Origin of the sequence: Rhodococcus sp. PML026 (assembly GCF_000963615.1) — a bacterium.
Lineage (GTDB): Bacteria > Actinomycetota > Actinomycetes > Mycobacteriales > Mycobacteriaceae > Rhodococcoides > Rhodococcoides fascians.
Genome location: NZ_KQ031375.1, coordinates 445058 through 470573, shown reverse-complemented (window position 1 = coordinate 470573; position 25516 = coordinate 445058). Strand labels below are relative to the sequence as shown.

21 protein-coding genes are annotated in these 25516 nt (G+C 64.7%); 11 read left to right on the top strand and 10 right to left on the bottom strand.

All coding sequences use genetic code 11. The annotated features are described in order from the left end of the window. Positions 1–228 precede the first annotated feature (228 nt). The 3 genes from ptsP (at position 229) to VF34_RS17620 (ending at position 4484) form a co-directional block, all read left to right on the top strand. Positions 229–1896 (top strand): phosphoenolpyruvate--protein phosphotransferase, encoded by a 1668-nt coding sequence (gene ptsP, locus VF34_RS17630; protein WP_045841929.1) that lies wholly within the window; start codon positions 229–231, stop codon positions 1894–1896. A 20-nt stretch (positions 1897–1916) separates the two neighbouring features. Next, positions 1917–3188 (top strand): uracil-xanthine permease family protein, encoded by a 1272-nt coding sequence (locus tag VF34_RS17625; RefSeq protein ID WP_197077481.1) that lies wholly within the window; start codon positions 1917–1919, stop codon positions 3186–3188. A 153-nt stretch (positions 3189–3341) separates the two neighbouring features. After that, positions 3342–4484 carry an acyl-CoA dehydrogenase family protein gene (locus VF34_RS17620; protein ID WP_027496854.1) on the top strand — a complete coding sequence of 381 codons (1143 nt, stop codon included), beginning with the start codon at positions 3342–3344 and terminating at the stop codon, positions 4482–4484. 79 nt (positions 4485–4563) lie between these two features. Here VF34_RS17620 and lexA read toward each other — a convergent pair whose 3' ends face one another. Continuing rightward, the gene (gene lexA / locus VF34_RS17615) at positions 4564–5247 is read right to left on the bottom strand and encodes a transcriptional repressor LexA (protein WP_027496855.1); all 684 of its coding nucleotides are present in this window, start codon (positions 5245–5247) and stop codon (positions 4564–4566) included. A gap of 399 nt (positions 5248–5646) precedes the next feature. Between lexA and VF34_RS17610 the strand changes: the two genes are divergently transcribed. Both VF34_RS17610 and nrdR read left to right on the top strand, forming a co-directional pair. Next, complete coding sequence (locus VF34_RS17610; RefSeq protein WP_045841797.1) at positions 5647–6036, top strand: hypothetical protein; 390 nt, start codon at positions 5647–5649, stop codon at positions 6034–6036. Positions 6037–6135: 99 nt separating this feature from the next. Then, on the top strand, positions 6136–6600 hold the full coding sequence (gene nrdR / locus VF34_RS17605; protein WP_027496857.1) for a transcriptional regulator NrdR: 465 nt from the start codon (positions 6136–6138) through the stop codon (positions 6598–6600). Between the two features lie 12 nt (positions 6601–6612). Here the strand turns inward: nrdR and hrpA are convergent, their stop codons facing one another. Next, positions 6613–10509, bottom strand: coding sequence for an ATP-dependent RNA helicase HrpA (gene hrpA / locus VF34_RS17600; protein ID WP_045841796.1), 3897 nt, complete (start codon positions 10507–10509; stop codon positions 6613–6615). A gap of 97 nt (positions 10510–10606) precedes the next feature. On the opposite strand from hrpA, the gene VF34_RS17595 reads away from it, so the two are divergent. Continuing rightward, positions 10607–11866 carry an aminotransferase family protein gene (locus VF34_RS17595; RefSeq protein WP_032387289.1) on the top strand — a complete coding sequence of 420 codons (1260 nt, stop codon included), beginning with the start codon at positions 10607–10609 and terminating at the stop codon, positions 11864–11866. Here VF34_RS17595 and VF34_RS17590 read toward each other — a convergent pair. After that, a complete protein-coding gene (locus VF34_RS17590; protein ID WP_027496860.1) occupies positions 11850–12080 on the bottom strand; it encodes a hypothetical protein in 231 nt (76 codons plus the stop codon). The genes VF34_RS17595 and VF34_RS17590 overlap by 17 nt on opposite strands. Positions 12081–12117: 37 nt before the next feature. On the opposite strand from VF34_RS17590, the gene VF34_RS17585 reads away from it, so the two are divergent. Continuing rightward, on the top strand, positions 12118–12792 hold the full coding sequence (locus VF34_RS17585) for a hypothetical protein (protein WP_045841795.1): 675 nt from the start codon (positions 12118–12120) through the stop codon (positions 12790–12792). Here the strand turns inward: VF34_RS17585 and VF34_RS17580 are convergent. The 7 genes from VF34_RS17580 to sthA form a co-directional block, all read right to left on the bottom strand. Beyond that, complete coding sequence (locus VF34_RS17580) at positions 12782–13456, bottom strand: PhzF family phenazine biosynthesis protein (RefSeq protein WP_027496862.1); 675 nt, start codon at positions 13454–13456, stop codon at positions 12782–12784. The genes VF34_RS17585 and VF34_RS17580 overlap by 11 nt on opposite strands. A gap of 96 nt (positions 13457–13552) precedes the next feature. Next, complete coding sequence (locus VF34_RS17575) at positions 13553–14092, bottom strand: alkylhydroperoxidase, AhpD family (protein WP_032372559.1); 540 nt, start codon at positions 14090–14092, stop codon at positions 13553–13555. Between the two features lies 1 nt (position 14093). Next, positions 14094–14681 (bottom strand): peroxiredoxin, encoded by a 588-nt coding sequence (locus VF34_RS17570; protein ID WP_032366622.1) that lies wholly within the window; start codon positions 14679–14681, stop codon positions 14094–14096. A 456-nt stretch (positions 14682–15137) separates the two neighbouring features. Continuing rightward, on the bottom strand, positions 15138–17654 hold the full coding sequence (locus VF34_RS17565) for a DEAD/DEAH box helicase (RefSeq protein WP_045841794.1): 2517 nt from the start codon (positions 17652–17654) through the stop codon (positions 15138–15140). 65 nt (positions 17655–17719) lie between these two features. Beyond that, complete coding sequence (locus tag VF34_RS17560; protein ID WP_045841793.1) at positions 17720–18760, bottom strand: alpha/beta fold hydrolase; 1041 nt, start codon at positions 18758–18760, stop codon at positions 17720–17722. 225 nt (positions 18761–18985) lie between these two features. After that, positions 18986–19930 carry a proteasome assembly chaperone family protein gene (locus tag VF34_RS17555; protein WP_027496868.1) on the bottom strand — a complete coding sequence of 315 codons (945 nt, stop codon included), beginning with the start codon at positions 19928–19930 and terminating at the stop codon, positions 18986–18988. Between the two features lie 181 nt (positions 19931–20111). Further along, complete coding sequence (gene sthA, locus VF34_RS17550; protein WP_045841792.1) at positions 20112–21527, bottom strand: Si-specific NAD(P)(+) transhydrogenase; 1416 nt, start codon at positions 21525–21527, stop codon at positions 20112–20114. 164 nt (positions 21528–21691) lie between these two features. Here sthA and VF34_RS17545 point away from each other — a divergent pair, with 164 nt between their 5' ends. From VF34_RS17545 to VF34_RS17530, 4 genes are all read left to right on the top strand, one after another. Continuing rightward, positions 21692–22777 carry an S-(hydroxymethyl)mycothiol dehydrogenase gene (locus tag VF34_RS17545; protein WP_045841928.1) on the top strand — a complete coding sequence of 362 codons (1086 nt, stop codon included), beginning with the start codon at positions 21692–21694 and terminating at the stop codon, positions 22775–22777. Next, complete coding sequence (locus tag VF34_RS17540; protein WP_045841791.1) at positions 22774–23406, top strand: MBL fold metallo-hydrolase; 633 nt, start codon at positions 22774–22776, stop codon at positions 23404–23406. The genes VF34_RS17545 and VF34_RS17540 overlap by 4 nt, the downstream gene beginning before the upstream one ends. Before the next feature lie 145 nt (positions 23407–23551). Next, entirely contained in the window at positions 23552–24226 is a 675-nt protein-coding gene (locus tag VF34_RS17535) for a DUF5642 family protein (RefSeq protein WP_371129016.1), read from the top strand. Positions 24227–24396: 170 nt separating this feature from the next. Beyond that, a complete protein-coding gene (locus tag VF34_RS17530) occupies positions 24397–25512 on the top strand; it encodes a DUF4192 domain-containing protein (RefSeq protein WP_045841790.1) in 1116 nt (371 codons plus the stop codon). Positions 25513–25516 lie beyond the last annotated feature (4 nt).

Genomic DNA, 25516 nt, shown 5'->3' with positions numbered 1-25516 from the left:
CGGTTGATGTTGCTTTATGTTGTTTTACGCCCGTGTGTGTTGACATGTCAAGGGTTTGGAGTAATCTCGGTCACAACATCATCGGGAAGCCAGGTGCGGCACACTCATCTGACATCCGGGACGACAGACGTACACGCAGGATCCGAGGAGGACCACATGACGGGATCGGTCAGCACCGCATCGACCGGACACACCGATGCAACACCTGCTGCAGATGGGACGTCGTCGATCGGAGCGGAGTCCACGACACTGCGCGGCACGCCCGTCGTGCCCGGAGTCGGCTACGGACCCGTCATCCGTCCCGGGGCACGTCCGGCCATCCCGGCCGACACCGGTGAGGTGGCCGAGGCCGATCGGGAGTCCGAGAAGGCTGTGTTCGATGCAGCGGCGAACGCCGTCGCCACTCGATTGCGCGGACGCGCGGAGCTGGCGACCGGGGCAGCGTCGGAGGTGCTGTCGGCGAATGCGGCCATGGCATCGGACCGTGGTTGGCGCGGGGCCGCACGATCCTCGATCGCCAAGGGCAGCACCGCCGTCACCGCCACTGCTGCCGCGACCGAGAAGTTCGCCGCCATGTTCACCCAGCTCGGCGGATTGATGGCCGAACGAGTGACCGATCTGCGCGACATTCGCGATCGCGTCATCGCCGAAATTCTCGGTGTGCCCGAGCCGGGTGTTCCCGTGCCGGCCGAACCGTCGGTATTGTTCGCCGACGACCTGGCACCCGCCGACACGGCGGGCCTCGACCCCACCCTCATCGTCGGACTCGCCACCTCACTGGGCGGTCCGACCAGTCACACCGCGATCATCGCGCGACAGCTGGGGATTCCCTGCATCGTGGCCGTCGCAGGCCTCGACGACATCGCCGCCGGCACGCATGCATCCGTGGACGGAACCAGTGGACGCATCGAACTGGAACCGGATGCCGACACCGCCCGCGCAGCAGTCGTCTCGGCCAGGGACGAACTGGACCGAGTGTCTCGGTGGACCGGGCCGGGCGCGACCTCCGACGGACATTCCATCGATATCCTCGCCAACGTCCAGGACGGTGCCGGTGCCCGCGCAGCGCGCTCCAGCGCAGCCGACGGGGTGGGGTTGTTCCGCACCGAACTGTGCTTTCTGGACCGCGATTCCGAACCGACCGTCGACGAGCAAGCCGAGATCTACGGCCAGGTCCTCGACGCCTTTGCAGGTAAGAAGGTCGTCGTCCGCACCCTGGACGCCGGCTCGGACAAACCACTTCGCTTCGCCAACCACCCCGACGAGGCCAATCCGGCGCTCGGCATCCGCGGTATCCGTATCGCCGAAGCCGACCGCGGCATTCTGTACCGCCAGCTCGACGGCATCGCCGCGGCAGCCAAGGCGACCGATTCGTCCCCGTGGGTGATGGCACCGATGATCGCCACCGCGCAGGAAGCACAGGACTTCGCCGCGGATGTGCGCGAACGCGGACTGACCCCGGGCGTCATGATCGAGATTCCCGCTGCCGCTCTGCTCGCCGAGCACATCCTCGAGCACGTGGACTTTCTGTCCATCGGTACCAACGACCTGGCTCAGTACACGATGGCCGCCGACAGGATGTCGGCCCAGCTGGCCGGTCTGACCGATCCGTGGCAACCGGCCGTGCTCGCACTGGTGGCGCACACGGCCGCGGCCGGCGCGAAGGTGGGCAAGCCCGTCGGTGTCTGCGGCGAAGCTGCCGCCGACCCCCTGCTGGCCTGTGTGCTGGTAGGAATGGGCATCACGTCGTTGTCCGCGGCCTCCGCCGCCGTCGCCCACGTCGGGTCCAAGTTGGCGACCGTGACCCTCGATCAGTGCAAGGCCGCTGCTGCCGCTGCACTGAAGACCGACAGCACCGCCGCAGCCCGTGAGGCAGTGAGCGCGATCCTGGGCTGACGCAATAGTCTCTTCCCATCATGAGAACTTTGGGTTGGACGCTGCACGGAAACGGACGAACCGTCGACGCGGGGGCGGTGGTCGCACCGGACGAACGCTTGTCGTGGCCACGCACCGTCGGCATCGGGATGCAGCACGTCGTCGCAATGTTCGGGGCCACACTGTTGGTTCCGACCATCACCGGTTTCCCGGTCTCGACGACGCTGCTGTTCTCGGGCATCGGTACCGCGTTGTTCCTGATCATCACGCGCGGGCGGGTGCCGAGCTACCTAGGGTCGTCGTTCGCCTTCCTGGCCCCGCTCGGTGCGACCGCAGCAGACGGTCCGGCCGCGCAACTCGGTGCCGTTCTGTGCGTCGGCGTCGTGCTGGCTGCGATCGGCTTCGTCGTGAAGTTCGCCGGAGCGCGGATACTCGACGCAGCGATGCCGCCCGTCGTCACCGGTGCGGTGGTCGTATTGATCGGGCTCAATCTGGCCCCTGCCGCGACGACCTCGTTCGAGGCGCAACCGCTCGTCGCGGCCGTCACCCTGGTGGCGATTCTCCTCGCGACGGCCGTCGGTCCCGGTCTGGTGGGTCGGCTCGGAATCCTGCTCGGTGTGGTCGTGGGCTGGGTATTCGCTGCCGTCACCGGCGGTATCGCGCAACCACGACTCGATGCTCTGAGCGCCGCGAGCTGGATCGGGTTACCCGAGTTCCGTGGCCCGTCCTTCCAGCTGTCGGTGATTCTGGTGGCGCTGCCGGTGGTGATCGTCCTCGTCGCCGAGAACGTCGGACACGTCAAAGCCGTCGCGGCGATGACCGGAAAGAACCTCGACGACGTCGCCGGTGACGCTCTGATCGCCGATGGGTTGGCGACCACCCTCGCCGGTGCGGCCGGTGGATCGGGAACCACCACGTACGCGGAAAACATCGGCGTCATGGCCGCCACCCGCGTGTACTCGACCGCGGCGTACTGGGTTGCCGCGATCACCGCGATCGTGTTGGCGTTCTCGCCCAAGTTCGGTGCGCTGATCTTCACCGTCCCGGACGGTGTCATCGGTGGAGCGACACTCGTGCTCTACGGACTCATCGGACTGCTCGGCGTTCGAATCTGGACCGATGCCAAGGTGGATTTCACCGATCCGGTCAACCTCACCGTCGTCGCCGCCGCACTCGTCGCCGGAATCGGCGACCTGACGCTCTCCGTCGGATCGGTCGAACTCGGTGGTATCGCGTGGGGATCGCTGGGCATCCTCGTGGGATACCCGATCGTCTCGGCGTTGGCCCGAGGGAGAACGACTCGACGACGCTAGCAGGGGCGGTCACGGATCGCGCACGTTTTGGTCATCGACCCCCGGTGCACCGCGAACGTACTGTTGAACGGTGACGTCAGTCGCACCGACGACCGCGCTGTGACACCCCTTTCTCGTGGTCGAGGACGGTGCGCACCGAACAAGGAGACCCGCGTGGAACGCACACTTTTCGAGCCCGAGCACGAGCTGTTCCGGGAGTCGTACCGGAAGTTTCTCGAACAGCACGTAGCCCCCAATCACGCGAAGTGGGAAGAGCAGAACATCGTCGACCGCGGCGTCTGGGTAGAGGCCGGCAAGCAGGGCTTCCTCGGGACTGCCGCACCGGAGGAGTTCGGCGGCGGCGGCGTCAAGGACTTCCGCTACAACGCCATCGTCACCGAGGAAACCACCCGCGGCGGCTACAGCGGCATCGGCTTCACCCTGCACAACGACGTCGTCGCGCCGTACTTCATCGAGTTGGCCAACGACGAGCAGAAGCAGCGGTGGCTGCCCGGATTCTGCTCCGGTGAGCTGATCACCGCGATCGCCATGACCGAGCCGGGTACCGGTAGCGACCTGCAGGGCATCAAGACCAAGGCCGTTCGGGACGGCGACGACTGGGTACTGAACGGCTCGAAGACGTTCATCACCAACGGCATCAATGCCGATCTGATCATCGTCGTAGCGTGCACCGACCCCGAGAAAGGTGCCCAGGGCTTCAGCCTGTTGGTCGTAGAGCGCGACATGCCCGGATTCGAGCGTGGTCGCAACCTCGACAAGATCGGCATGAAGGCCCAGGACACCGCGGAACTCAGCTTCACCGACGTTCGGGTTCCTGCCGCCAACCTGCTCGGCGAAGAAGGCATGGGCTTCATCTACCTGATGCAGAACTTGCCTCAGGAGCGGCTCTCGATTGCCGTCGTCGCCGCTGCAGCCATGGAATCGGCACTGGAGATGACCATTCAGTATTGCCGTGACCGCAAGGCATTCGGTAAGTCGATCGGAAAGTTCCAGAACACGCGATTCGTGTTGGCGGAACTCGCTACCGAAACCACCGCCACCCGCATCATGGTCGACAAATTCATCGAACTGCTCAACGACGGCAAGTTGACCGTGCAGGAAGCTGCCATGGCCAAGTGGTGGACCACCGAGAACCAGGTCAAGCTCATCGACCGATGCCTTCAGCTGCACGGTGGGTACGGCTACATGAAGGAGTACCCGATTGCCAAGGCGTACATGGATTCTCGGGTACAGACCATCTACGGCGGCACCACGGAGATCATGAAGGAGATCATCGGTCGCGGACTGAATCTCTGATTCTGCCGATCGTTCAGGACCGGCGAGAAGGGCCGCAGCATCTGTGCTGCGGCCCTTCTTCGTCGTGTCCGAACAGAGTTCAGAGCTTGCGCATCACGGTGACGACCTTGCCGAGAATGGCGGCATTGTTGCCCGGGATCGGCTCGAACAGTGGGTTGTGCGGCATGAGCCACACCTCACCCTTGGAACGCTTGAACGTCTTGACCGTGGCCTCACCCTCGATCATCGCCGCGACGATGTCGCCGTTGTCGGCCACGGACTGTTGACGCACCACCACCCAGTCACCGTCGCAGATCGCCGCGTCGATCATGGACTCGCCGACGACCTTGAGCAAGAACAACGATCCCTGACCGACCAACTCGCGGGGGAGTGGGAACACGTCCTCGACGGCTTCTTCCGCCAGAATCGGTCCACCCGCGGCGATCCGTCCGAGAACCGGCACGAACGTCGGCGTCGGCAACCGATCCTGCTCGTCGGACGCTGCCGAACCGTCCACCGCCGCCGCGGCCTGGTCAGCCTGCACCTCGTCCAGTCCGCGGACGTCCACAGCGCGAGGGCGGTTGGCGTCGCGCCGCAGGAACCCCTTGCGTTCGAGGGTGCGAAGCTGATGTGCGACGGACGACGTCGACGTCAGGCCCACGGCATCGCCGATCTCTCGAATGCTGGGTGGATAACCGCGCTCGGTGACCGAGGCCCGGATGACCTCCAACACCTTCCGTTGGCGCTCGGTGAGCCCTGCACTGATGTCGGTGCCCACCTCCATGGCCTTCGGGGTCGGCTCGGCAGCCGGCTTTCCGGCTGCAGCCTTGCCGACCGTCGAGGATCCGGCTCGCGTGGAACCAGCTTTCGTGGAACCCGTCGTACTGGAACCGGTGATGGACCTCGTCGAGGTCTCGTCCTTCATGCTGTCGGCCTCCTGCTGATGCGGCTGGATTCGGTCTACGCGGTATCGATCCACGCGGACTGGAGTTGATGATGTCGACTCGTGTGGCGTGTGGTTTCTGACACGAATCTAGCGTGTATCAGCTGTTGAATCAAACATCTGTTCGACTCGTGTCGCGTTTTCTACAGACTTTGTCGGAGGCGCGTGATAGAACTTCGAACAAGCGTCCATCGAACGCCTGATCGAACAATCGATCCAACGAGCGAAGACGAGGTTCCGATGACCATCACCACCGATCGTCCCACCACTGCCGGTATGCGTTCGCGATCCGGTGTCGTCGAGCGTCGTCGGCGCTCGCGGCCCGTGCTGCAGAACCACGCGCGTCGGACGCAGAACGGCCCGTGCTTGCCTGTCGTGGACGAGTCCTGGGCCGACGTCACCGATCGCGAGATGGCGGATCGAGACTTCGACGACACCTCGGCCCATTTCGCGAGCCAGACCGTGCGCCCACGCTCTCTCGTTCTGTGGATGTTGGCTGTGATCGTCGTGGCCGGCGGTCTGATCGGCATTGCGAATCTGAGCGCGACCACACCCGACGCGGCCACTCAGCCCGCCGGCGCGGTCATGGTTCACGACGGAGCGCTCGTCGAGTACGCACCCAGCAGATGACCACCGGCACCATGGTGCCCAGCGTGGCTGAGTATCCTCGAAGACTGCCCCGACGCGCACGTTCGTCGTCGGAGTATCGGCTACGACGGAGGCTCCCTCATGCATTGCCCGTTCTGCAGGCACCCCGACTCACGCGTGGTGGATTCGCGTGAAATGGACGAGGGTCAGGCAATACGGCGACGCCGGTCCTGCCCCGAGTGCGGTCGACGCTTCACCACCGTGGAGGCTGCCGTGCTCGCCGTCGTGAAACGCAGTGGTGTGACCGAGCCATTCAGTCGGGAGAAGGTCGTCAAAGGAGTTCGTCGCGCCTGCCAGGGCAGAGACGTCGACAACGACGCGCTGAACCTGCTGGCTCAGCAAGTCGAAGACAATATTCGCGCGGCCGGTTCGGCCGAGATTCCCAGCAACGAAGTGGGCCTGGCCATTCTCGGACCGCTACGCGATCTCGACGAAGTGGCCTACCTCCGTTTCGCATCGGTCTACCGCTCGTTCAGTTCGGCAGAGGACTTCGAGAAGGAAATTCACGAACTCCGCAAACATCGAGAGTCCGCCGACGTCGAGTGACCCGCGCGCCGATCAGCGAGACTGATCGGCGATCGCCTTCTCGATGCGCTTCTCCGATACCGGATACGCGGTACGAATTCCCTGCGCGAACAACCCCACCCTCAGCTCCTCGATCATCCAGAACAGCTCCTGCACACCCGAGCTGTTCTTCCTGCTCTCCGGAAGCGAATCCAACAGCCGCCCGTACGAGCCGTACACCCGGTCGAGAACGTCCATCGCCGCAGCGTCGCGGCCCGCGCTGCTCGGCAGAGTGGACAGCCGCTTCGTCGCCGCAGCGAGATAGCGTGGCAGATCGGCCAACCGTCGAGAACCGAACTCGGTGACGAAACCGCGAAAGATCAAGCCGTCGAGCTGCTCTCGGACATCGTCGGCCGGCTCACCCGATGCGCTCTGCAACTGGGCCGACAGAGCCAACGCGGCCGTCAGGACCGGTCGAACCAGAGCGAGAACAGCAGCAGTACGCCGCGGAACCTCCGCGTCCACCAGTGCCCTGAGCTTGGCGAACTCGGCCGGATCGCGAACCGGCCCGCCGTGCGCGTCCATCGCTTCTTCCACAGCGAGCGCACGGCATTCCTCGAGCAGCGCATCGACGCCGCCGTACGGGTTCTGGCCGAGCGCAAGACGTTCGGCGGTCGGCAGCCCGGCCAACAGCGCCTTCGTTCCCTTCGGTGCCGTGGCGAGCAGCAGAGTGCGCGTGCCCGCGCGCATGGCTGTTCGTTGCTGGGCGGGGGTACTGAGCACTCGCACCGCCACGCCCGAACCCTCGGGTACCAACGCCGGGTACCCGGTGACCTTCTGCCCGCCCACGTCTCGGGTGACCGTGGGTTCCAAGCGGCCCAACGTGCCCGAGGTCCACGCCAGCGTCGGGGCGCGCTCGGCGTCGCCGACCGCACGTGCGACCTGACGGCCGACCTCACCGGCCAGACCGGCGCGCAACGCAGTCAGATCCTTGTTGCTGCCGAGCACGGTCCCGGACGGGTCGACCGCGGCGAACGTCATTCGCAGGTGATCGGGTAGCGCCGCAGTGTCGAAGTCCTTCGCGGTGATGTGGCACTGTGCGGCCCGTGAGAGTTCTCGGGCCAGAGCCGTCACGAGTGTTTCGGCCCGCGGTTTCATCACTGCCAACGCTGCCGCAGCGAAGTCCGGAGCCGGAACCACGTTGCGTCGCAATGCCTTCGGTAGCGTCTTGATCAAGGCGGTGACGAGCTCGGCGCGCATCCCGGGCACCAGCCAGTCGAAGCCGACCGGCTGTACCTGAGCGAGTAGTGCGATGGGAATCCGCGCGGTGACGCCATCAGCGGCCGTGCCGGGCTCGAATTGATACGTCAGTGGGAATTGAATGTCACCCTGTCGCCACGCGTCCGGATACGCACCCGTCAGTACCGACGCGGCGTCCGAGTTGACGACGGTGTCCGTAGTGAAGTCGAGCAGGGACGGATCTTGCCGGCGGGCCGTCTTCCACCAGGTGTCGAAGTGTCGCGCAGACACGGCTTCCGGGGCGATGCGAGCGTCGTAGAAATCGAACAGTGCGTCGTCGTCGACGACGATGTCCCGTCGGCGAGCACGATGTTCGAGCTCGCCGACGTCGTCGAGCAGAGCCCTGTTCTTGTGAAAGAACCCGTGCTGGGTCTTCCATTCGCCCTGAACCAGTGCATGCCTGATGAAGAGCTCGCGAGACGCCTCGGGATCGATGCGGTGATAGTTGACCGGGCGCTGCGTCACCAACGGAATGCCGTACAACGTCACCCGTTCGTAGGCCAGCGCCGATTCCCGTTTGATCGACCAGTGTGGTTCGGAATACGTGCGCTTCACCAGATGCGGTGCCAACCGTTCGGCCCATTCCGGTTCGATGCGGGCGGCCATTCGGCCCCACAATCGTCCGGTCTCGACCAGTTCTGCAGCCATGACCCAGCGCGGTGGCTTCTTGAACAGACCTGACCCGGGGAAGATCGCGAAATGTGCTCCGCGGGCACCCAGAAATTCACGCTTGTCGCCCTCTCTGAGGCCGACGTGCGAGAGCAGGCCGGACAGCAGGGACTGATGCAGTGCGTTCTCGCTCGACTCTGCGTCGGGCACCGTCCATCCGAGGCCGCGAGTGATCTGGCGGAGTTGTCCGTGCAGGTCCTGCCATTCGCGGATCCGCAGGTAGTGCAGGAACTCGGTGCGGCACATGCGTCGGAACTGGTTGGAAGACAGCTCGTCTCGCTGCTGCCGCAGATACTTCCACAGCTGCACGTACGCCAGGAAGTCCGAATTCTCGACGGCGAAACGGGCATGCTTCTCGTCTGCAGCCTGTTGGTGCTCGGCGGGACGCTCGCGCACGTCCTGAATCGACAACGCCGCCACCACCACCAGCGCGTCACGGAGCGATCCGTTGCCGTTGGCCTCGACCAACATTCGTGCCATTCGAGGATCGACAGGAAGGGCGGACAGTTCGCGGCCGATCGGGGTGAGTTCGGCAGTACCGTCCTTGGTGGCCGGCTTCAGCGCTCCGAGCTCTTCCAGTAAGCCGATACCGTCGCGGATGCTGCGTGGATCCGGCGGTTCGACGAAGGGGAACGCGTCGATCTTCCCCAATCCGAGCGCGGTCATCTGCAGAATGACCGAGGCCAGATTGGTGCGCAGAATTTCGGGCTCGGTGAACTGCGGACGAGACTCGAAATCCTCCTCCGAGTACAACCGGATACAGATCCCGTCGGCGACGCGTCCGCAGCGACCCGCCCGCTGGCGCGCAGACGCCTGTGAAATCGGTTCGATGGGCAGCCGCTGCACCTTGGTGCGCAACGAGTATCGCGAGATGCGTGCGGTGCCCGGGTCCACGACGTAGCGGATGCCGGGGACCGTCAGCGACGTTTCCGCGACGTTCGTCGACAGCACGACCCGGCGTCCCGAGTGCGGTGAGAACACCCGATGCTGTTCGGCGGCAGAGAGTCTGGCGTACAGAGGCACGATCTCGGTGTTGCGGAGATTGCGATCGGCCAGCGCGTCCGCGGTATCGCGAATTTCGCGTTCACCGGACAGGAACACCAAGATGTCGCCGTCACCCTCGGACATCAGCTCGTCGACGGCCTGGCAGGTGGCATCGACGGGATCGAGGTCGATCGTCGTTTCTCCCGCGTCGACCGTCAGAGGTCGATACCGCATCTCGACCGGGAACGTACGGCCGGATACCTCGATGATCGGTGCTGCGACCCCGTCGCGTGCGAAGTGTTGCGCGAATCGCTCCGGATCGATGGTCGCCGACGTGATGACGATCTTGAGATCGGGTCGCCGGGGGAGCAGTTGCGCGAGGTATCCCAGGATGAAGTCGATGTTCAGGCTGCGCTCGTGCGCCTCGTCGATGATGAGGGTGTCGTACTGGCGGAGCAGTCGGTCGCGTTGGATCTCGGCCAGCAGAATGCCGTCGGTCATCAGCTTGACGAGGGTCGAATCGGAGGACTGGTCGGTGAATCGAACCTTGTAGCCGATCGATTCGCCCAGTGGTTGACCCACCTCCTCGGCGATGCGCTCGGCAACGGTGCGCGCCGCCAACCTTCGCGGCTGTGTGTGACCGATCGAGCCGCGGATTCCGCGCCCCAGTTCGAGGCAGATCTTGGGAATCTGGGTGGTTTTGCCGGACCCGGTTTCACCGGCGACGATGACGACCTGGTGGGCAGCGATCGCTGCGGCGATATCGTCCTTGCGCGCGCTGACGGGCAACGCCTGCGGATATTCGAGGGTGGGCACTGCCGCCTGGCGTGTGGAGATGACGGCTTCTGCGCGAGCTACATCGCGTTCGAGCGCGGCGACGGCGTCCTCGGTGCGGGCCTTGTCGAGACGTCGTCGGAGCCGGTTCTCGTCGCGGATGGTGAGCTGTGCAACACGTGCGGCGAGTGCTCGTCGATCACCGGACGAATTCGAGGTAGACATACTCGTACCAGGATATCCGTTACGCGGTACTCGCCCGAACTCCGTCCGGGAACGAACCGATGCACTCGCCGAATTCGACGTGACTACTGTGTAGCGCATGTCTTCCGACCTCGATTCAGCCGCCTCCACACACACCTCCGCTCTGTGGCACGGCTTCGCCGACATGGGCAACGTCACCGCCAATGGGCCGTTCGTCGTCTCGCGAGGCGAGGGTGCGTACATCTTCGACAACGAGGGCAACCGATACCTCGACGCCACCGCCGGTCTGTGGTTCACCAACGTCGGTCACGGTCGCCGCGAGATCGCCGACGCCGTTGCCGCGCAGCTGAGCGCGATCGCGCACTACTCCAACTTCGGCGACTTCGTGCCCGAGACCACGTTGGCACTGGCCGATCGTCTCGCCGCCATCGCACCGGTGCCGGGCAGCAAGATCTTCTTCACCTCGGGCGGATCGGACTCCATCGACACCGCGGCGAAGCTTGCGCGCCGCTACTGGGTCGAAATGGGACAGCCGTCCAAGAAGATCATCGTCGGACGGCAGAAGGCCTACCACGGCATGCACGTCGCCGGCACCGCGCTGGCCGGCATTCCGGTCAACAAGGAGAACTACGGCGAGCTGATGCCCGACGCCAGAACAGTGGCGTGGGACGACGCGAAATCGCTTCTCGCGCTGATCGAAGAGGTCGGAGCCGAGAACGTCGCCGCCTTCTTCTGCGAACCGGTGATCGGAGCGGGTGGAATCTACTTGCCGCCCGAGGGCTACCTACGCGAGGTACGGCAGATCTGCCGCGACAACGACGTGCTGTTCGTCGCCGACGAAGTGGTGACCGGATTCGGCCGGATCGGCGGTAGTTGGTTCGCCTCCACCCGCTTCGAGCTCGAACCCGACCTGATGACGACCGCCAAGGGGTTGACGTCGGGCTACGTCCCGATGGGCGCAGTGTTCATCGCTCCGAAGATCGCCGAACCGTTCTTCGCAGGCGGAGTCTGGTGGCGTCACGGCTACACCTACGGTGGCCACGCAGGTGCAGCCGCCGCAGCGATGGCCAACCTCGACATCATCGAGCGCGAGGACCTGCTGAGTCACTCCAAGCGCATCGAAGCCGCACTGCACACCCACCTCGCGCCCCTGGCCGACCACGAGCGGGTCGCGGAAGTCCGCAGCGGGATCGGCGCTGTCGCTGCCGTTCAGCTCGCCGACCCGGCGGAGGCATTACCGTTCGTGAAAACGTTGAGAGCTCATGGTGTTTCGGGCCGCGCGGCCGGACAGGGTGCAATGCAGATCTCGCCGGCGTTCGTCATGACCGACGCCGAGATCGAGGATATGGCCTCGCGCATCCTCAGTGCGCTCGGCTGAACCGGAGTCTGCTCAACAGCTGCTTCCCCCGCGAGAGCGGGGGAGCAGGTTCGGGTTCCGGCTCGGCGGAGATCGCGGCGAACCGCCGGTGCAGCTGATCGCGCACTTCGTCGGGCGCATACGCGCGCCGCTTGCGCTCGGACCGCACCACCAACGCCCCGGTGGCCGCAACCCCGGCCATCCCGGCGAGACCGAGAGCTTTCCAGACGTTCATGCGGCAACCGTACCGCCACGAGATCTAGGGTTGGTCCATGAATCCGTCGCGAGTCAGCCTCGATACCGCTGTGGATGCCACCAGAACCGGCGATATCTGGATCTTCCGTGGCCATTCTTCGGCGGACCGCGCAATTCAGGCTCTGACGAACAGCCCGGTCAATCACGTCGGTATGGCCGTCGTTCTGGACGACCTGCCGCCGCTGATGTGGCATGCAGAGCTCGGAAAGTCGTTGCAGGACATGTGGACCGGAAACTTCCAGCGTGGAGTGCAGCTGCACGACCTACGCGCTGCCGTCACGCACTGGGCCCAGCGGTATCAACAGCGTTGTTGGCTGCGGCAATTGGACGGATACGCCGGTCGTTCCCCAGGCTCCACTCCGGCCGTGATGAAGGAGCAGGAAGACGCGCTGCTTCGCACCATCGCGCGGATGGACGGAACGGCTTTTCCGACCACCGCGGCGCTCGCCGGTCGGTGGTTCCGTGGACGCGTGCCGGCGCTCCGGAAGAACGCGCAGGAGAGCGCTGCGCTCGAAACCGCGTACTGCGCCGAAGTTGTTGCGATGACCTACGACTCGATGGGTCTGTTGACGGGAAACAAGAAAGCCAACTGGTTCGATCCAGGAAAGTTCTGGAGCGGCGACCGTCTGCCACTGGCGGAAGGGGTGCGTCTGGGTGAGGAAATCGAAGTGGACGTGCCCTTCACACCGTGATCGAGTCGTCGTCGACGCTTCGGCCCCCGAGCTCCACCCACCCATCCTCGTCGACGGTGGTCCACAGCGCAGACCCCGCACCCTGGACGATGTTCAGGCCCCGACCGAGCTCGGCAGTGAGCCGGACGGCGGCAGCACCTGTTGCCTCGTCCTCGGCGATTCCCATCATCGGCGCGAACATGCGCGAGCGCAGTTCGGCGCGCTGCTCGTCGGTCCAGGCCCAGATGTAGTGGTGGCCACTGTCGTAGGTGTTCGGATCTGCCGCTGCCACCTCGGCTGCGTCGTGGACCTGATGAAACGTGAACTGCGGAGTCCACTCGGCGCGTGCACGCACCCAGGTGAGCTCGCCGTCGTAGCGGATGTCGAGCGTGGCAGCGGGGACGGCGAGCGTCTGCACCGAATGTCCGTTGTTGCGAAGCCACCACGACAGTCCGACCGTCGGATGTCCGGCGAACGGGAGCTGCGTAGCCGGGGTGTAGATCGTTGCCGACGCGGTACCAGGTGACGAGCGATCGACGAACACCGTCTCGCTGAAACCCAACTGCCTAGCAACATCCTGCCTGTCGCTCTCGCCTACAGCCTGTGCGTCAACGATGCCCAGTGGATTACCGAACCTGCCGTCGGCATCGGTGAACACTCGGACGACGGACACTTCGATAGCCATGCGGGGACGTTACCAATACGTCGTCGAGGCGTCTCGATCGACGACGAACGGGGACCCGCCGCAGCGGATCCCCGTTTCGACCTGTTCAGCGGAACCTCAGACGGAGGCACCGTCGAGTACGCGGCCGGCCTCGACGGCCTGCGCGACACCCGCGACGATCGATGCGGCGCGAATCGCCTCGAAGATCTTCTCGCGGTCGACGCCCTCGGCGCGCAGAGTCTTCTCGTGCGCCTCGAGGCAGTGGTTGCATCCGTTGACGGCCGAGACCGCGAGCGACCACAGCTCGAAATCGGCCTTCTCGACGCCAGGGTTGCCGATGATGTTCATGCGCAAGCCGGCGCGTAGATCGTCGTACTTTCCGTCCAGGTAGCCCTTGGTGCGGTAGAAGACGTTGTTCATACCCATGATCGACGCAGCACCCAGAGCGGCGTTATACGCCTCGGCCGACAACGAGTCGGCGGCGTCCTCGGCGATCTCCTTCAACGTGGTCGAGGACTTCGACGCGGCGGCCACCGAAAGCAATGTGCCCCAGAGCTGTTGCTCGCTGAGCACGGTGGACCGCACGATCGAACCGAGGTTGAGCTTGAGGTCCTTCGCGTATTCGGGGACGGCGTTCTTCAAATTGTCGATCGACATGTCAGACGCTCGCCGTCAGTAGTTCGCCGGCGTCGATGGTGGGATCGCCCTTCTTCCAGTTGCAGGCGCACAGCTCATCCGACTGCAGTGCGTCCAGTACTCGAAGAACCTCGTCCACATTTCGACCGACCGATCCGGCGGTGACCGAGACGAACTGGATCTCGTTGTTCGGGTCCACGATGAAAGTGGCCCGGTCGGCGACGCCGTCGGCATTGAGAACACCGGTGGCAGCGGCCAATTCGCGCTTGAGATCCGAGAGCATCGGGAAGGGGAGCGTCTTGAGCTCGTCGTGCTGCGCGCGCCACTGGAAGTGCACGAATTCGTTGTCGACGGAGGCACCGAGGACCTGCGCGTCACGATCTTCGAACTCGTCGTTGAGCTTGCCGAATGCTGCGATCTCGGTAGGGCACACGAACGTGAAGTCCTTGGGCCAGAAGAAGACGATGCGCCACTTTCCGGCGTGGTCGTCGCTGGTGACGGTGGTGAAGTAGTCGTCGGGCTGCTGCGCGTTCACCTTGGACAGGTCGCCGCCGATGACGGCGGTGAGATTGTATGCGGGGAACTGGTCGCCAATTGTCAACAGTGCCATGTGGTCTCCTCGTGTCGAAATGATCGCGTCGGTTCCGTCGGGAAGCGGTTCGGCTCGGTGGCGATTGTGCAGCCGCACGAGCTCGACCGACCTGGACGAGTGTGCCAAAAATGGGCCGAAAGGTAAACGTGATGAGTGGCACTGGACCGACAGGCGTGCCCGATCGACCCTGTCGGCCGACGCAGTCACATCCGCAATCCGCGCACTACCGCCACTTCGTAACGGCGGCAACGTAATTGGTCTCGGCACCGTATCGGGCCGTCGAAAACTAGGTACCTGCCCAACCAACCGTGTACACGGAGCATTTCGTCCCTGTCATACCGTCCGGTCGTGTACTCGGCGGACGCGCCCCGACCGTTGCCGCGCAACGCAATTCGGGTCCAGAGTGCGTGGAACGGGTCGGCCGTAGCCGACTTCGCCACGCTCGCAGGCTTTCTCGCGCGCGAGGCGCACGCATCAGCCGGGCGTGACGACGATCTCGTCGAACACAATTTCTCCGGCAACGTCGGATTCGGCGAGGTCGATGACGGCATCGAGGGACCAGCCGTGGTCGCCGTCCGGATCTTCGAGTACTTGGCGGACCGTGGTGGATTCCGCACCGACGTTCAGGGTGAACAGCGCCGGCCCGCGAGCCGAGGGGCCGGTGCCGATGAACCCGTACTCGGCGAAGAACGGCTCCAACTCCTCCTCCCAGTCCGGCCCGTCGTCCAGGTCGTCGAGCGCGTTCCACTGACGACGCGCCGCCAGATCGACCCTTCGAAAGATCGCGTTACGGGCCAGGATTCGGAAGGCCCGTGGATTCGCCGAGATCGGACGCGGCGCATCGGACCCGTACGCCTCGACCAGGGCTTCCGGTTCGGCACCGGGATCGGTCAGGTTCTCCCACTCGTCGAGCAGGCTGGAATCGACTTGCCGAACCAGCTCGCCCAGCCACTCGGTGATGTCCTGCACTTCCTCGGTCCGCGATTCCGGCGGAACCGTCTGGCGCAGAGTTCGGTACGCGTCGGCGAGGTAGCGCAGTACCAGGCCCTCCGAGCGCATGAGGCCGTAGTGACTGATCAGCTCCGCGAAGGTCATCGCGCGCTCGACCATGTCGCGGACGACGGACTTGGGCGACAGGCCCACCTCGGAGAGCCACGGGTGAGACCCGCGGTAGATCTCGAAGGCCGGAACGAGCAGCTCGGCAAGGGGTTTCGGCCAGGTGACCTCTTCGAGGAGTTCCATCCGCTCGTCGTACTCGATGCCGTCGGCCTTCATCTGGGCCACCGCTTCGCCGCGTGCGGCATGTTGTTGCGCCATCAACACCTGCCGGGGATCGTCGAGCGTCGACTCGATGATCGACACCACGTCGAGCGCGTGGGTGGGGGAGTCGACGTCGAGCAACTCGAACGAGGCCACCGCGAACGTCGACAACGGCTGATTGAGCGCGAAGTCCGGCTGCAAGTCCACCGTCAGCCTGGCATGGCGCCCGTCCGCGTCCGGCTCGGCCAACTGTTCGACGATTCCGGCCTCCACCAGGCCGCGGTACAGCGACAGCGCACGCAGGATGTGCTTGCGCTGAGCCGGCCGGGTCTCGTGGTTGTCCTCGAGCAGATGACGCATCGCCTGGAAGCAATTGCCCGGCCGCGCAATGACATTGAGCAACATCGCATTGCTGACCGAGAACCGGGACGTCAACGGCTCCGGGCTCGCCGCGATGATGCGCTCGAACGTCGGCTCGCCCCACGAGACGAAGCCGTCGGGTGCCTTCTTGCGCTGTACCCGCTTGAGCTTCTTCGGGTCGTCACCGGCTTTGGCCACGAGCCGAGCATTCTCGATGTCGTGCTCGGGTGCCTCGACCACGACGGTGCCGAGGGTGTCGTACCCCGCGCGGCCCGCGCGTCCCGCGATCTGATGGAACTCACGCGCCCGAAGCTTGCGTGTTCTGATGCCGTCGTATTTGGTGAGTCCGGTGAACAGCACGGTCCGGATGGGAACGTTGATGCCCACGCCCAACGTGTCGGTACCGCAGATCACCTTCAACAGACCGTCCTGCGCCAGTTTCTCCACCAGCCTGCGGTACTTGGGAAGCATGCCGGCGTGATGCACCCCGATACCGTGACGAACCAGTCTGGACAGCGTCGACCCGAAGCCGGTGGTGAAGCGGAAGTTGCCGATGGCCTCGGCTATCGCGGCCTTCTCTTGCTTGGATGCGACATTGATGCTCGTCAGGGCCTGAGCGCGTTCGAGTGCCGCTGCCTGGGTGAAGTGCACGACGTACACCGGAGCCAGGTGCGTCTGCACCAGCTCTTCGATCGTTTCGCCGATCGGGGTGGTGACGTACGAGAACATCAACGGGACAGGCCGCTCGGTACCGGAGACGACGGTGGTCGTGCGGCCGGTACGTCGGGTCAGATCGTCGCGGAAGAACGAGACGTCGCCCAACGTCGCCGACATGAGCAGGAACTGGGCGTTCGGCAGTTCGATCAGAGGTACCTGCCAGGCCCACCCCCGGTCCGGTTCCGAGTAGTAGTGGAACTCGTCCATGATCACTTGGCCGATGTCGGAGTCGGCACCCTGCCGCAGTGCCAGGTTCGCGACGATCTCGGCAGTGGCGCAGATGATCGGCGCACCGGAATTGACCGACGCGTCGCCGGTCATCATGCCGACGTTCTGCGCTCCGAAGATCTCGCACAGGGCGAAGAACTTCTCGCTGACGAGCGCCTTGATCGGCGCGGTGTAGAAACTGCGAATGCCTGCGGCCATGGCCGCGAAGTGGGCACCGATGGCGACCATGGACTTTCCGGAACCGGTCGGCGTGGCCAGGATGACGTTGGATCCCGACACCAGCTCGATCAGCGCCTCTTCCTGCGCGGGATACAGCGTCAGGCCCCGGTCCGAAGCCCAGGTGGTGAACGTATCGAACAGGACGTCCGGGTCCACGCCGTCGGAGGTAGCGGCGGAAACGTCGGGTATCAGTTCGGTGAGGAGCACCTCTACAGGCTATGTGTCGGTGACGGCGGTTCCCGAATCGACACCGAACGCCTGCGACCGGAGCGTCAGGTCGCGCTTCGCTCGTCGGACCCCATGGCCCCGAGCACGGCCATCCTGGTGCTCGAGCTGCCGCTGATCATGTCCTCGCCGACGCCGGTGATGAGCAGGTTGCGCCAGCGCACCTCGTCGAAACTGAGCGAGGGAGTCGAGTCGATGAAGTCCTCGAGGACCTGAAGGAAGCGCATCGGATCGTCGCGAAACGGGAAGTGTCCGGAATTGTCGAACACTTCCAGCTTCGAACCGGGCATGGCGGAATGAGCCAGCCGGGCGTGCGACACCGGGATCACCGAGTCCTGTTCACCCCAGACCAGCAGCACCGGCAGGTTCTCGGTGAGATAGCAGCGGTCCAGCATCGTGACCACCTGGCCACGCCAGTCCACCACGGCACGCAACGTCCGTAGGTAGGCCTCGTACGACGTCGGTGCAGGCAGTTCGCTCAGCACTCGGATCAGATCGGGGGTGTCGTGCAGCATCGACCCCGGTCGCAGTGGGGAGCTGTGCAGTTTGCTCAACAGGCCGCCGGCCAGCTTGACCGCCGGTATCGCGCCCGGCAAGCGCAGCAGCTTCACCGCCTCGGACAGGAACGGCATCGACGCCAGTCGCAGAAGGGGGTGCACGTCCTTGGTCACTCCGCCCGAGGACACCAACGCGAGGCGATCGACCATGTGCGGGAACTGATAGGCGAACTGCATCGCCACCCCGCCGCCGAGCGAGTGGCCCACCACGGTGACGTGCTCGATGCCCAGAACGGACATCAGATCGCGCATACCGTTGGCGTACGCGGCAACGGAATAGTCGGCCCGAGGTTTGTCGGAGCGGCCGTGGCCCAGGAGATCGGGTGCGATCACCGTGTAGCTCTTGGCGAGGTGCGGGATGACCTCGTTCCACGTCTCGGAATTGTCACCGATCCCGTGGATCAGCAGCAGCACAGGGCCTTCACCGGCCATGCGAAAGGCCCGCCGATAGCCGTGAATGGTCCGAAAGATCAGCCGCGGTTCCTCGTCGGGAACCGGCCGGAGCTTACGACTGCGCGGAGTAGTGGACATTCGCGCCTCCTGATTCCCTGGTGCGCCGACGTACGGCGCAGTACGGCGTCGCTGCTCACGAGAGCGCAGCAACACAGACGACGGTTGTGTGTTGCTACGACTCTCGCACGAGATCGCGCTCGGGGCAGAGCATCGGGCGTATTGCGGGTTACAGGTATGTTGCGATCCGCCGGGGCTGTCGCATATGACTGGATCCCACTGCTTTCGCTGTGACCAGCTCCACAACTACCGGGGTGCTTGCCCGTCTCCGTCGTCGAGGCCAGCCTGCTCGGCCAGGAACCGCTCGAACTCGGCACCCAGCTCGTCGCCGCTGGGGAGCGGCTCGTCACTGGCCAACAGCGTGGACTGTTGTTCCTGCGCGGCGACATACGTGTCGTACTGGCGCTCGAGTGCCTGTACGACCGACTGCACTTCCTCGTTTCCGGTGATGTGCTCGTTGACCTGCTCCCGGACGCGAGCCGCGGCCTCGCCCAACGCTGCCAACGGTAGATCGAGCTCGGCGGCCTCACCGACGTTCTCGAGCAGCGTTTCCGCAGCCCCCGGGTAGTCCGTCTGCGCGAGATAATGCGGGACGTGTACCGAGAACCCCATCGATTCGTGGCCGTGCTGTGCCATCCGTAGTTCGAGCAAGGACGACGCACTACCGGGCACCTGCAGCTCGCCCGCCCAGCTGTTGCCTTCCTTGACCAACGCCCTGTCGCTCGCGTGCGCGGTGACGCCCAGCGGGCGGGTGTGCGGAATGGCCATCGGAATGGAGCCGAGACCGATCGTGCGCCGCACTCCGAGCTGCTCGGCAAGCAGTCGCACTGCCGTCGTGAACTTCTCCCATCGCAGATCGGGCTCCATGCCTGCCAGAAGAAGGAAGGGGGTCCCCACGTTGTCCTTGACGGCGTACAAGTTGAGCTCGGGAGCGTCGTAATCCGAGAAATGATCGGACTTGAACGTCATGGTCGGCCGACGGGACCGGTAATCGATCAACTCGTCGACATCGAAGGAGGCCACCAGCTCGGTTTCGAGACTCTCCCGCAGATGGGTCGTCGCAAGCTTCACGGCATGGCCGGCGTCGGAGAATCCTTCCAGCCCGTGCACCAGCACGGGCCCGACTCCGTCGTTGGAGAAAATCTGAGGTGCCGGAAATTCCAGCTCGTACATCTTCGACTGTTCGGTCATGGCCGGGCCCCTTTCGGATCGACTCGTCGATGCCTCGACGCGAGCATCGGGTCAGAATACGCGGACCGTCTGCTCGAGCCGCATACACGCCGACGTCGATCGTGGTGAATCACTACCCGACAGAACAACCGCGGAACCGTCGTTCATTCCCGGTCGGCGATTCGGTCCCCCCGTCGACGCATCAGCGGTCGAAATTTGCCAGGGCTCGGATCTTGTTGGTGACGTCCAGTGCGGCGACCTTGTACGCCTCGGACAACGTCGGGTAGTTGAAGACCGCATCGACCAGGTAGTCGACGGTGCCGCCGCACCCCATGACGGCCTGACCGATGTGCACCAGATCCGTGGCTCCCGAACCGAAGATGTGCACGCCGAGAATCGAACGGTCCTCGGTGGAGACGAGCAACTTGAGCATCCCGTACGAGTCCCCTGCGATCTGGCCGCGGGCGAGTTCGCGGTATCGCGACACACCGACCTCGTAAGGAATGGATCCCTTCGTCAGATCGACCTCCGTCGCGCCGACGTACGAGACCTCGGGGATGGAGTAGATGCCGATCGGTTGGACGTCGGTGAGCTGCGCGCTCGGTTCCCCGAACGCGTGATACGCCGCCAACCTGCCCTGATCCATCGACGTCGCCGCCAACGCCGGAAACCCGATGACGTCGCCGACGGCATAGATGTGGTCCACCTTGGTCTGAAAATGCTCGTCGACGAAGATGCGCCCACGGGCGTCCGCTTCGAGGCCCGCGTTCTCGAGTTCGAGGGCCGTGGTCAGCCCCTGGCGACCCGCCGAGTACATCACCGTCTCCGCCGGGATGCGTTTTCCGCTCGCAAGGGTCGTCACCGTGCCGTTCGGCCCGACGTCCACCGCCGTGACTGCTTCACCGAAGCGGAACGTCACCGCGAGATCGCGGAGGTGGAACTGCAGGGATTCGATGATCTCGCGATCGCAGAAGTCGAGCATCGAATCGCGTTTCTCGACGACGGTCACCTTGGTGCCCAGGGCGGCGAACATCGAGGCGTACTCGATGCCGATCACGCCGGCACCCACGACGACCATCGACGCCGGGATGAACTCCAAGCTCAGAATGCCGTCGGAGTCCAACACCCGGTAGTCGTCGAATGCGACGTCGGCGGGTCGCGCGGGGGCGGTGCCGGTCGCGATCACCACGTTGGCAGCCGAGACCGTGATGCGCTCGCCCCGGGCCTCGTCCTCGACGACGATGGTGTGTGCATCCAGAAACTTGCCGACCCCGGTGATCAGCTCGATGCGGTTACGGAGCAGTTGCGAGCGCACCACCTCGATTTCCTTACCGATGACATGCTGGGTTCGGGCCAGCAGGTCGGCGGGAGTGATGTCGGCCTTGACGCGGTAGCTCGCGCCGTACAGCTCTCGCTGATTCATCCCCGTCAGATAGAGAACGGCTTCTCGGAGTGTCTTGGACGGAATGGTTCCGGTGTTGACGCACACGCCGCCGAGCATGTGGCCCTTCTCCACGATCGCCACTCGCTTGCCGAGCTTCGCGGCCGCGATCGCAGCCTTCTGGCCGCCGGGGCCCGAGCCGATGACCACCAGGTCGTATTCCATGGGTGCAGACATCGTTCATAGGTACCGCTCGCACGAGAAGACTGTGTGCCCGCTCGGTCACGAGCGTGTGAATTCCGCGGCTCGTCCCACCGAACGAATGCAGATGTCGCCACGTGACGATGCGTTGTGCGAGGCTGAACCGAGCACGCAACACACGATTTTCAGTGGAGGAATACATGCCGCAGCAGGTCCGCGCCGTCGTCGCCAAGAGCAAAGGCGAGCCCGTCTCGATCGAGACGATCACCATTCCCGATCCCGGCCCGAACGATGTCGTGGTCACCATCGCCGCGTGCGGGGTCTGTCATACCGATCTGCATTACCGCGAGGGCGGCATCAACGACGAGTTCCCGTTCCTGCTCGGCCACGAAGCCGCGGGCACCGTCGAAGCGATCGGTGACGCCGTGACTCATGTCGAGGTCGGCGACTTCGTGGTGCTGAACTGGCGGGCGGTGTGCGGGGAATGCCGAGCCTGCAAGAAAGGCACCCCCTGGTACTGCTTCGACACCCACAATGCATCGCAGAAGATGACCCTCGCCGACGGCACCGAACTCTCCCCGGCGTTGGGGATCGGGGCGTTCGCCGACAAGACCCTCGTCCACGAAGGACAGTGCACCAAAGTCGACCCGGACTCCGATCCGGCGGTGGTCGGGTTGCTCGGCTGTGGGGTGATGGCCGGACTCGGTGCGGCGATGAACACCGGGAACGTCTCGCGCGGGGATTCCGTCGCGGTGATCGGGTGCGGCGGTGTCGGGGACGCTGCGATCGCCGGGGCCCGCCTGGCGGGGGCGTCGACGATCATCGCCGTCGACCGCGACAAGAAAAAACTCGACTGGGCTCTCGATCTCGGGGCCACCCACACTGTCGATGCCTCGCAGGTCGATGCCGTCGAGGCCATCCAGGAGTTGACCGGTGGGTTCGGGGCGGATGTGGTCATCGATGCCGTCGGCCGCCCGGAAACCTGGAAGCAGGCGTTCTACGCCCGCGATCTCGCCGGGACCGTCGTCCTCGTCGGGGTGCCGACCCCGGAGATGACGGTGGAGATGCCGTTGATCGATTTCTTTTCCCGGGGTGGGTCGTTGAAGTCGTCGTGGTACGGCGATTGCCTGCCGGAGCGGGATTTTCCGATGTTGGTCGATCTGTACGAGCAGGGTCGGTTGCCGCTCGAGAAGTTCGTGACCGAACGGATCGGTCTCGGTGATATCGAGGCGGCGTTCGAGAAGATGCATCAGGGCACGGTGCTGCGTTCGGTGGTGGTCCTGTGAGTGGGCAGTTGCGGGTCGAGAAGGTGGTCACGTCGGGGACGTTCGCGCTCGATGGTGGCCAGTGGGAGGTCGACAACAACATCTGGTTGGTCGGTGACGACGACGAGGTGGTGATCGTCGATGCTGCGCATACGGCCGGTCCGATCGTCGATGCGGTCGCCGGTCGTGCTGTGCGGGCGATCGTGTGTACGCATGGTCACAACGATCATGTGACGGTTGCGCCGCAGTTGTCGGGGGAGTTGGATGCGCCGATTCTGTTGCATCCGGCCGATGATGTGTTGTGGGAGCAGACGCATCCGGGCATCGGTCATTCGGTGCTCGAGGACGGTCAGCGGATTACCGTCGCGGGGACGGAGATCGTGGCGTTGCATACTCCCGGTCATTCGCCGGGGTCGAGTTGTCTGTATCTGCCCGAGGCCGGTCAGTTGTTCTCGGGGGACACGTTGTTCTCCGGTGGGCCCGGGGCGACGGGGCGGTCGTATTCGGATTTCCCGACGATCATCGGCTCGATTCGGGATCGGTTGTTCGCGTTGCCTGCCGAGACCCGGGTCAACACCGGGCACGGAGACGGAACGAGTATCGGGGACGAGTCCCCGCACCTCGAAGATTGGATCGCCCGCGGGAACTGACACCGACGACACTGCCGTAGCTCGCCTGCCGCGTTCGAGGTAGGTGGAATGAGACAGTGGTGGGGACGCCGAAGCGCTCGCTGCGGCGTCCCCACGAACTCGAAGAGGACTTCACGTGAGCCGCGCCGCACAGACCCGCCTGACCATCGCTGCCACGTCGGCGGCGATCGGAGCATTCGTGCTGGTGGGGTGCAGCTCCACCGTCACCGGAACAGCCGAGCCCACTGCCGGTGGCACCACCGCATCGCAACCCGGCACGGACCTGAACACACTGCTCATCGACCCGGCGAGCTTCCCGGCCCCGTACGACGCGTTGGTTTTGCCCCAGCAGGCCATCTCGCAGGCCGCTCCCGATCTCAGCGGAATACCGGCCGGCGCCGAGGTCAGCCCGGCAGGGTGCAAACCAGCGGACCAGGACTTCGGCCCGACCGGTACGGCGATGATCGTCGGCACCGACAACGACAGTCGATCCACGATCTCCATCGAACTGACCGCTGTCGACCAGCCGCTCTCGGCGCGCAAAGAGCAGCTCGAACAGTGCGGCGAAGTGACCGCAACCAAGTCCGGTGCCACCTCCACGGTCACGTCCACGCTGACACCCGCACCGCCGATAGACGCTGACGACACACTCGCCGTGCGACAGACCGTCTCGTCGGGCACCGGCGGGGATGCCGTCACCCAGTCGATGTTGACCCTGATGGCGCAGGTCGACGGCGTGCGGATCTCGGCGACATTCATGTCCTTCGGGTCCGCCACACCCGATGCAATGACGTTGGACGAGCTGTTCACGGCCGCGGTGCAGAAGGTGAACCAGAGCTGACGTTTTTCCTGCCGAAGTGGCGGCCTCTCTAGCAGAGCGGACCGACACGGTCCGCTCGGCGGAGGCGGGTGGACGCCGTTTCATCCACAGAGAGTCCGGCATGCACAGGGTGCTGCTCGGCCCCTGGTCGAGCCGGGAAGGCACCACGGAGCCTCGTAAGACTTCGAGGCATGTACACACCGACGAACTCCCACGACCCCTTCTCCGGTCGACACCGCGTACGGATCGGTGACGCGAGCGAACTGTTGGCCGCGATCCCGGCGATGCTCGGCTTCGATCCCCATCGATCGATGGTGCTGATCGCGCTCGAGGACGGCGGCACCAGCATCGGCCCGACGATGCGGCACGACCTCGTGCTGGCCGGCGAACACACCGATCGACGTGCGGGTAGCGACACTCGCGCCACGCCGGACATGCTCGACGTCATCGACTACCTGGCGGGCTACTGCGCATTCGAGAACATCGTCTCGGTGATCGCTGTGTTCGTCGACGACAGACTCGGCCGCAACGAGCGAACGCACTACACACTCGACGTTCAGGATCTGGTGAACGAGCTCGAGGTCACCCTCCCGACGTTCGGTGTGCGGCTCGAAGCCGCCTTCGCAACCTCGGCCATTGCCGATGCCGCGCACTGGTGGTCGCTACAGGGACCACGGCAGCACGGTCGTATAGCCGATCCGACGGCATCGCCGCTGACGGTGGCCAGAGTGCTGGACGGCTATCCGGTGCGACGCTCGAGAGACGAGCTCGCCGAATTCATCGCACCCGGCCCGGTCGAGACGGTGCAGGCAGTCGCCGCCGAGATGGCAAAGTTTCGGCGCAGCGGTGCACTGTCGCTGACCGACCACCTGACAGCGGTGTTGTCCTACCTCGCGCGGTCTCCCTACGACTCCGAGCTCGAGACCACCGACTTCGCGCGGGTCGCCGTCGCGATCGGGCATGTGCAGGTCCGGGACGCGGTGCTGGCACTGACTCTCGGTGAGGATGCAGATATCGTCGAGGAATTCTGGGCGCACCTCGTCCGTGTGGTTCCGAACCGCGAAAGAGCAATAGCAGCAACACTTCTCGCGTTCAGCGCCTACGTGCGAGGAGACGGGCCAATGGCCCGAATCGCGATCGATGCGGCCCTGAAGGCAGACAGCTCCCACAGTTTGGCGTCGCTGTTGGACCGGTCGCTCGGTGTCGGTGCCAGTCCTGCCCTGGTTCGCGAAGTCGCCGAGAGTGGGTTCGCCTGTGCGCGAGCCTGTGGCATTCGGCTACCGGGCGACCCGTTCGGTCGGCGCTGATCTG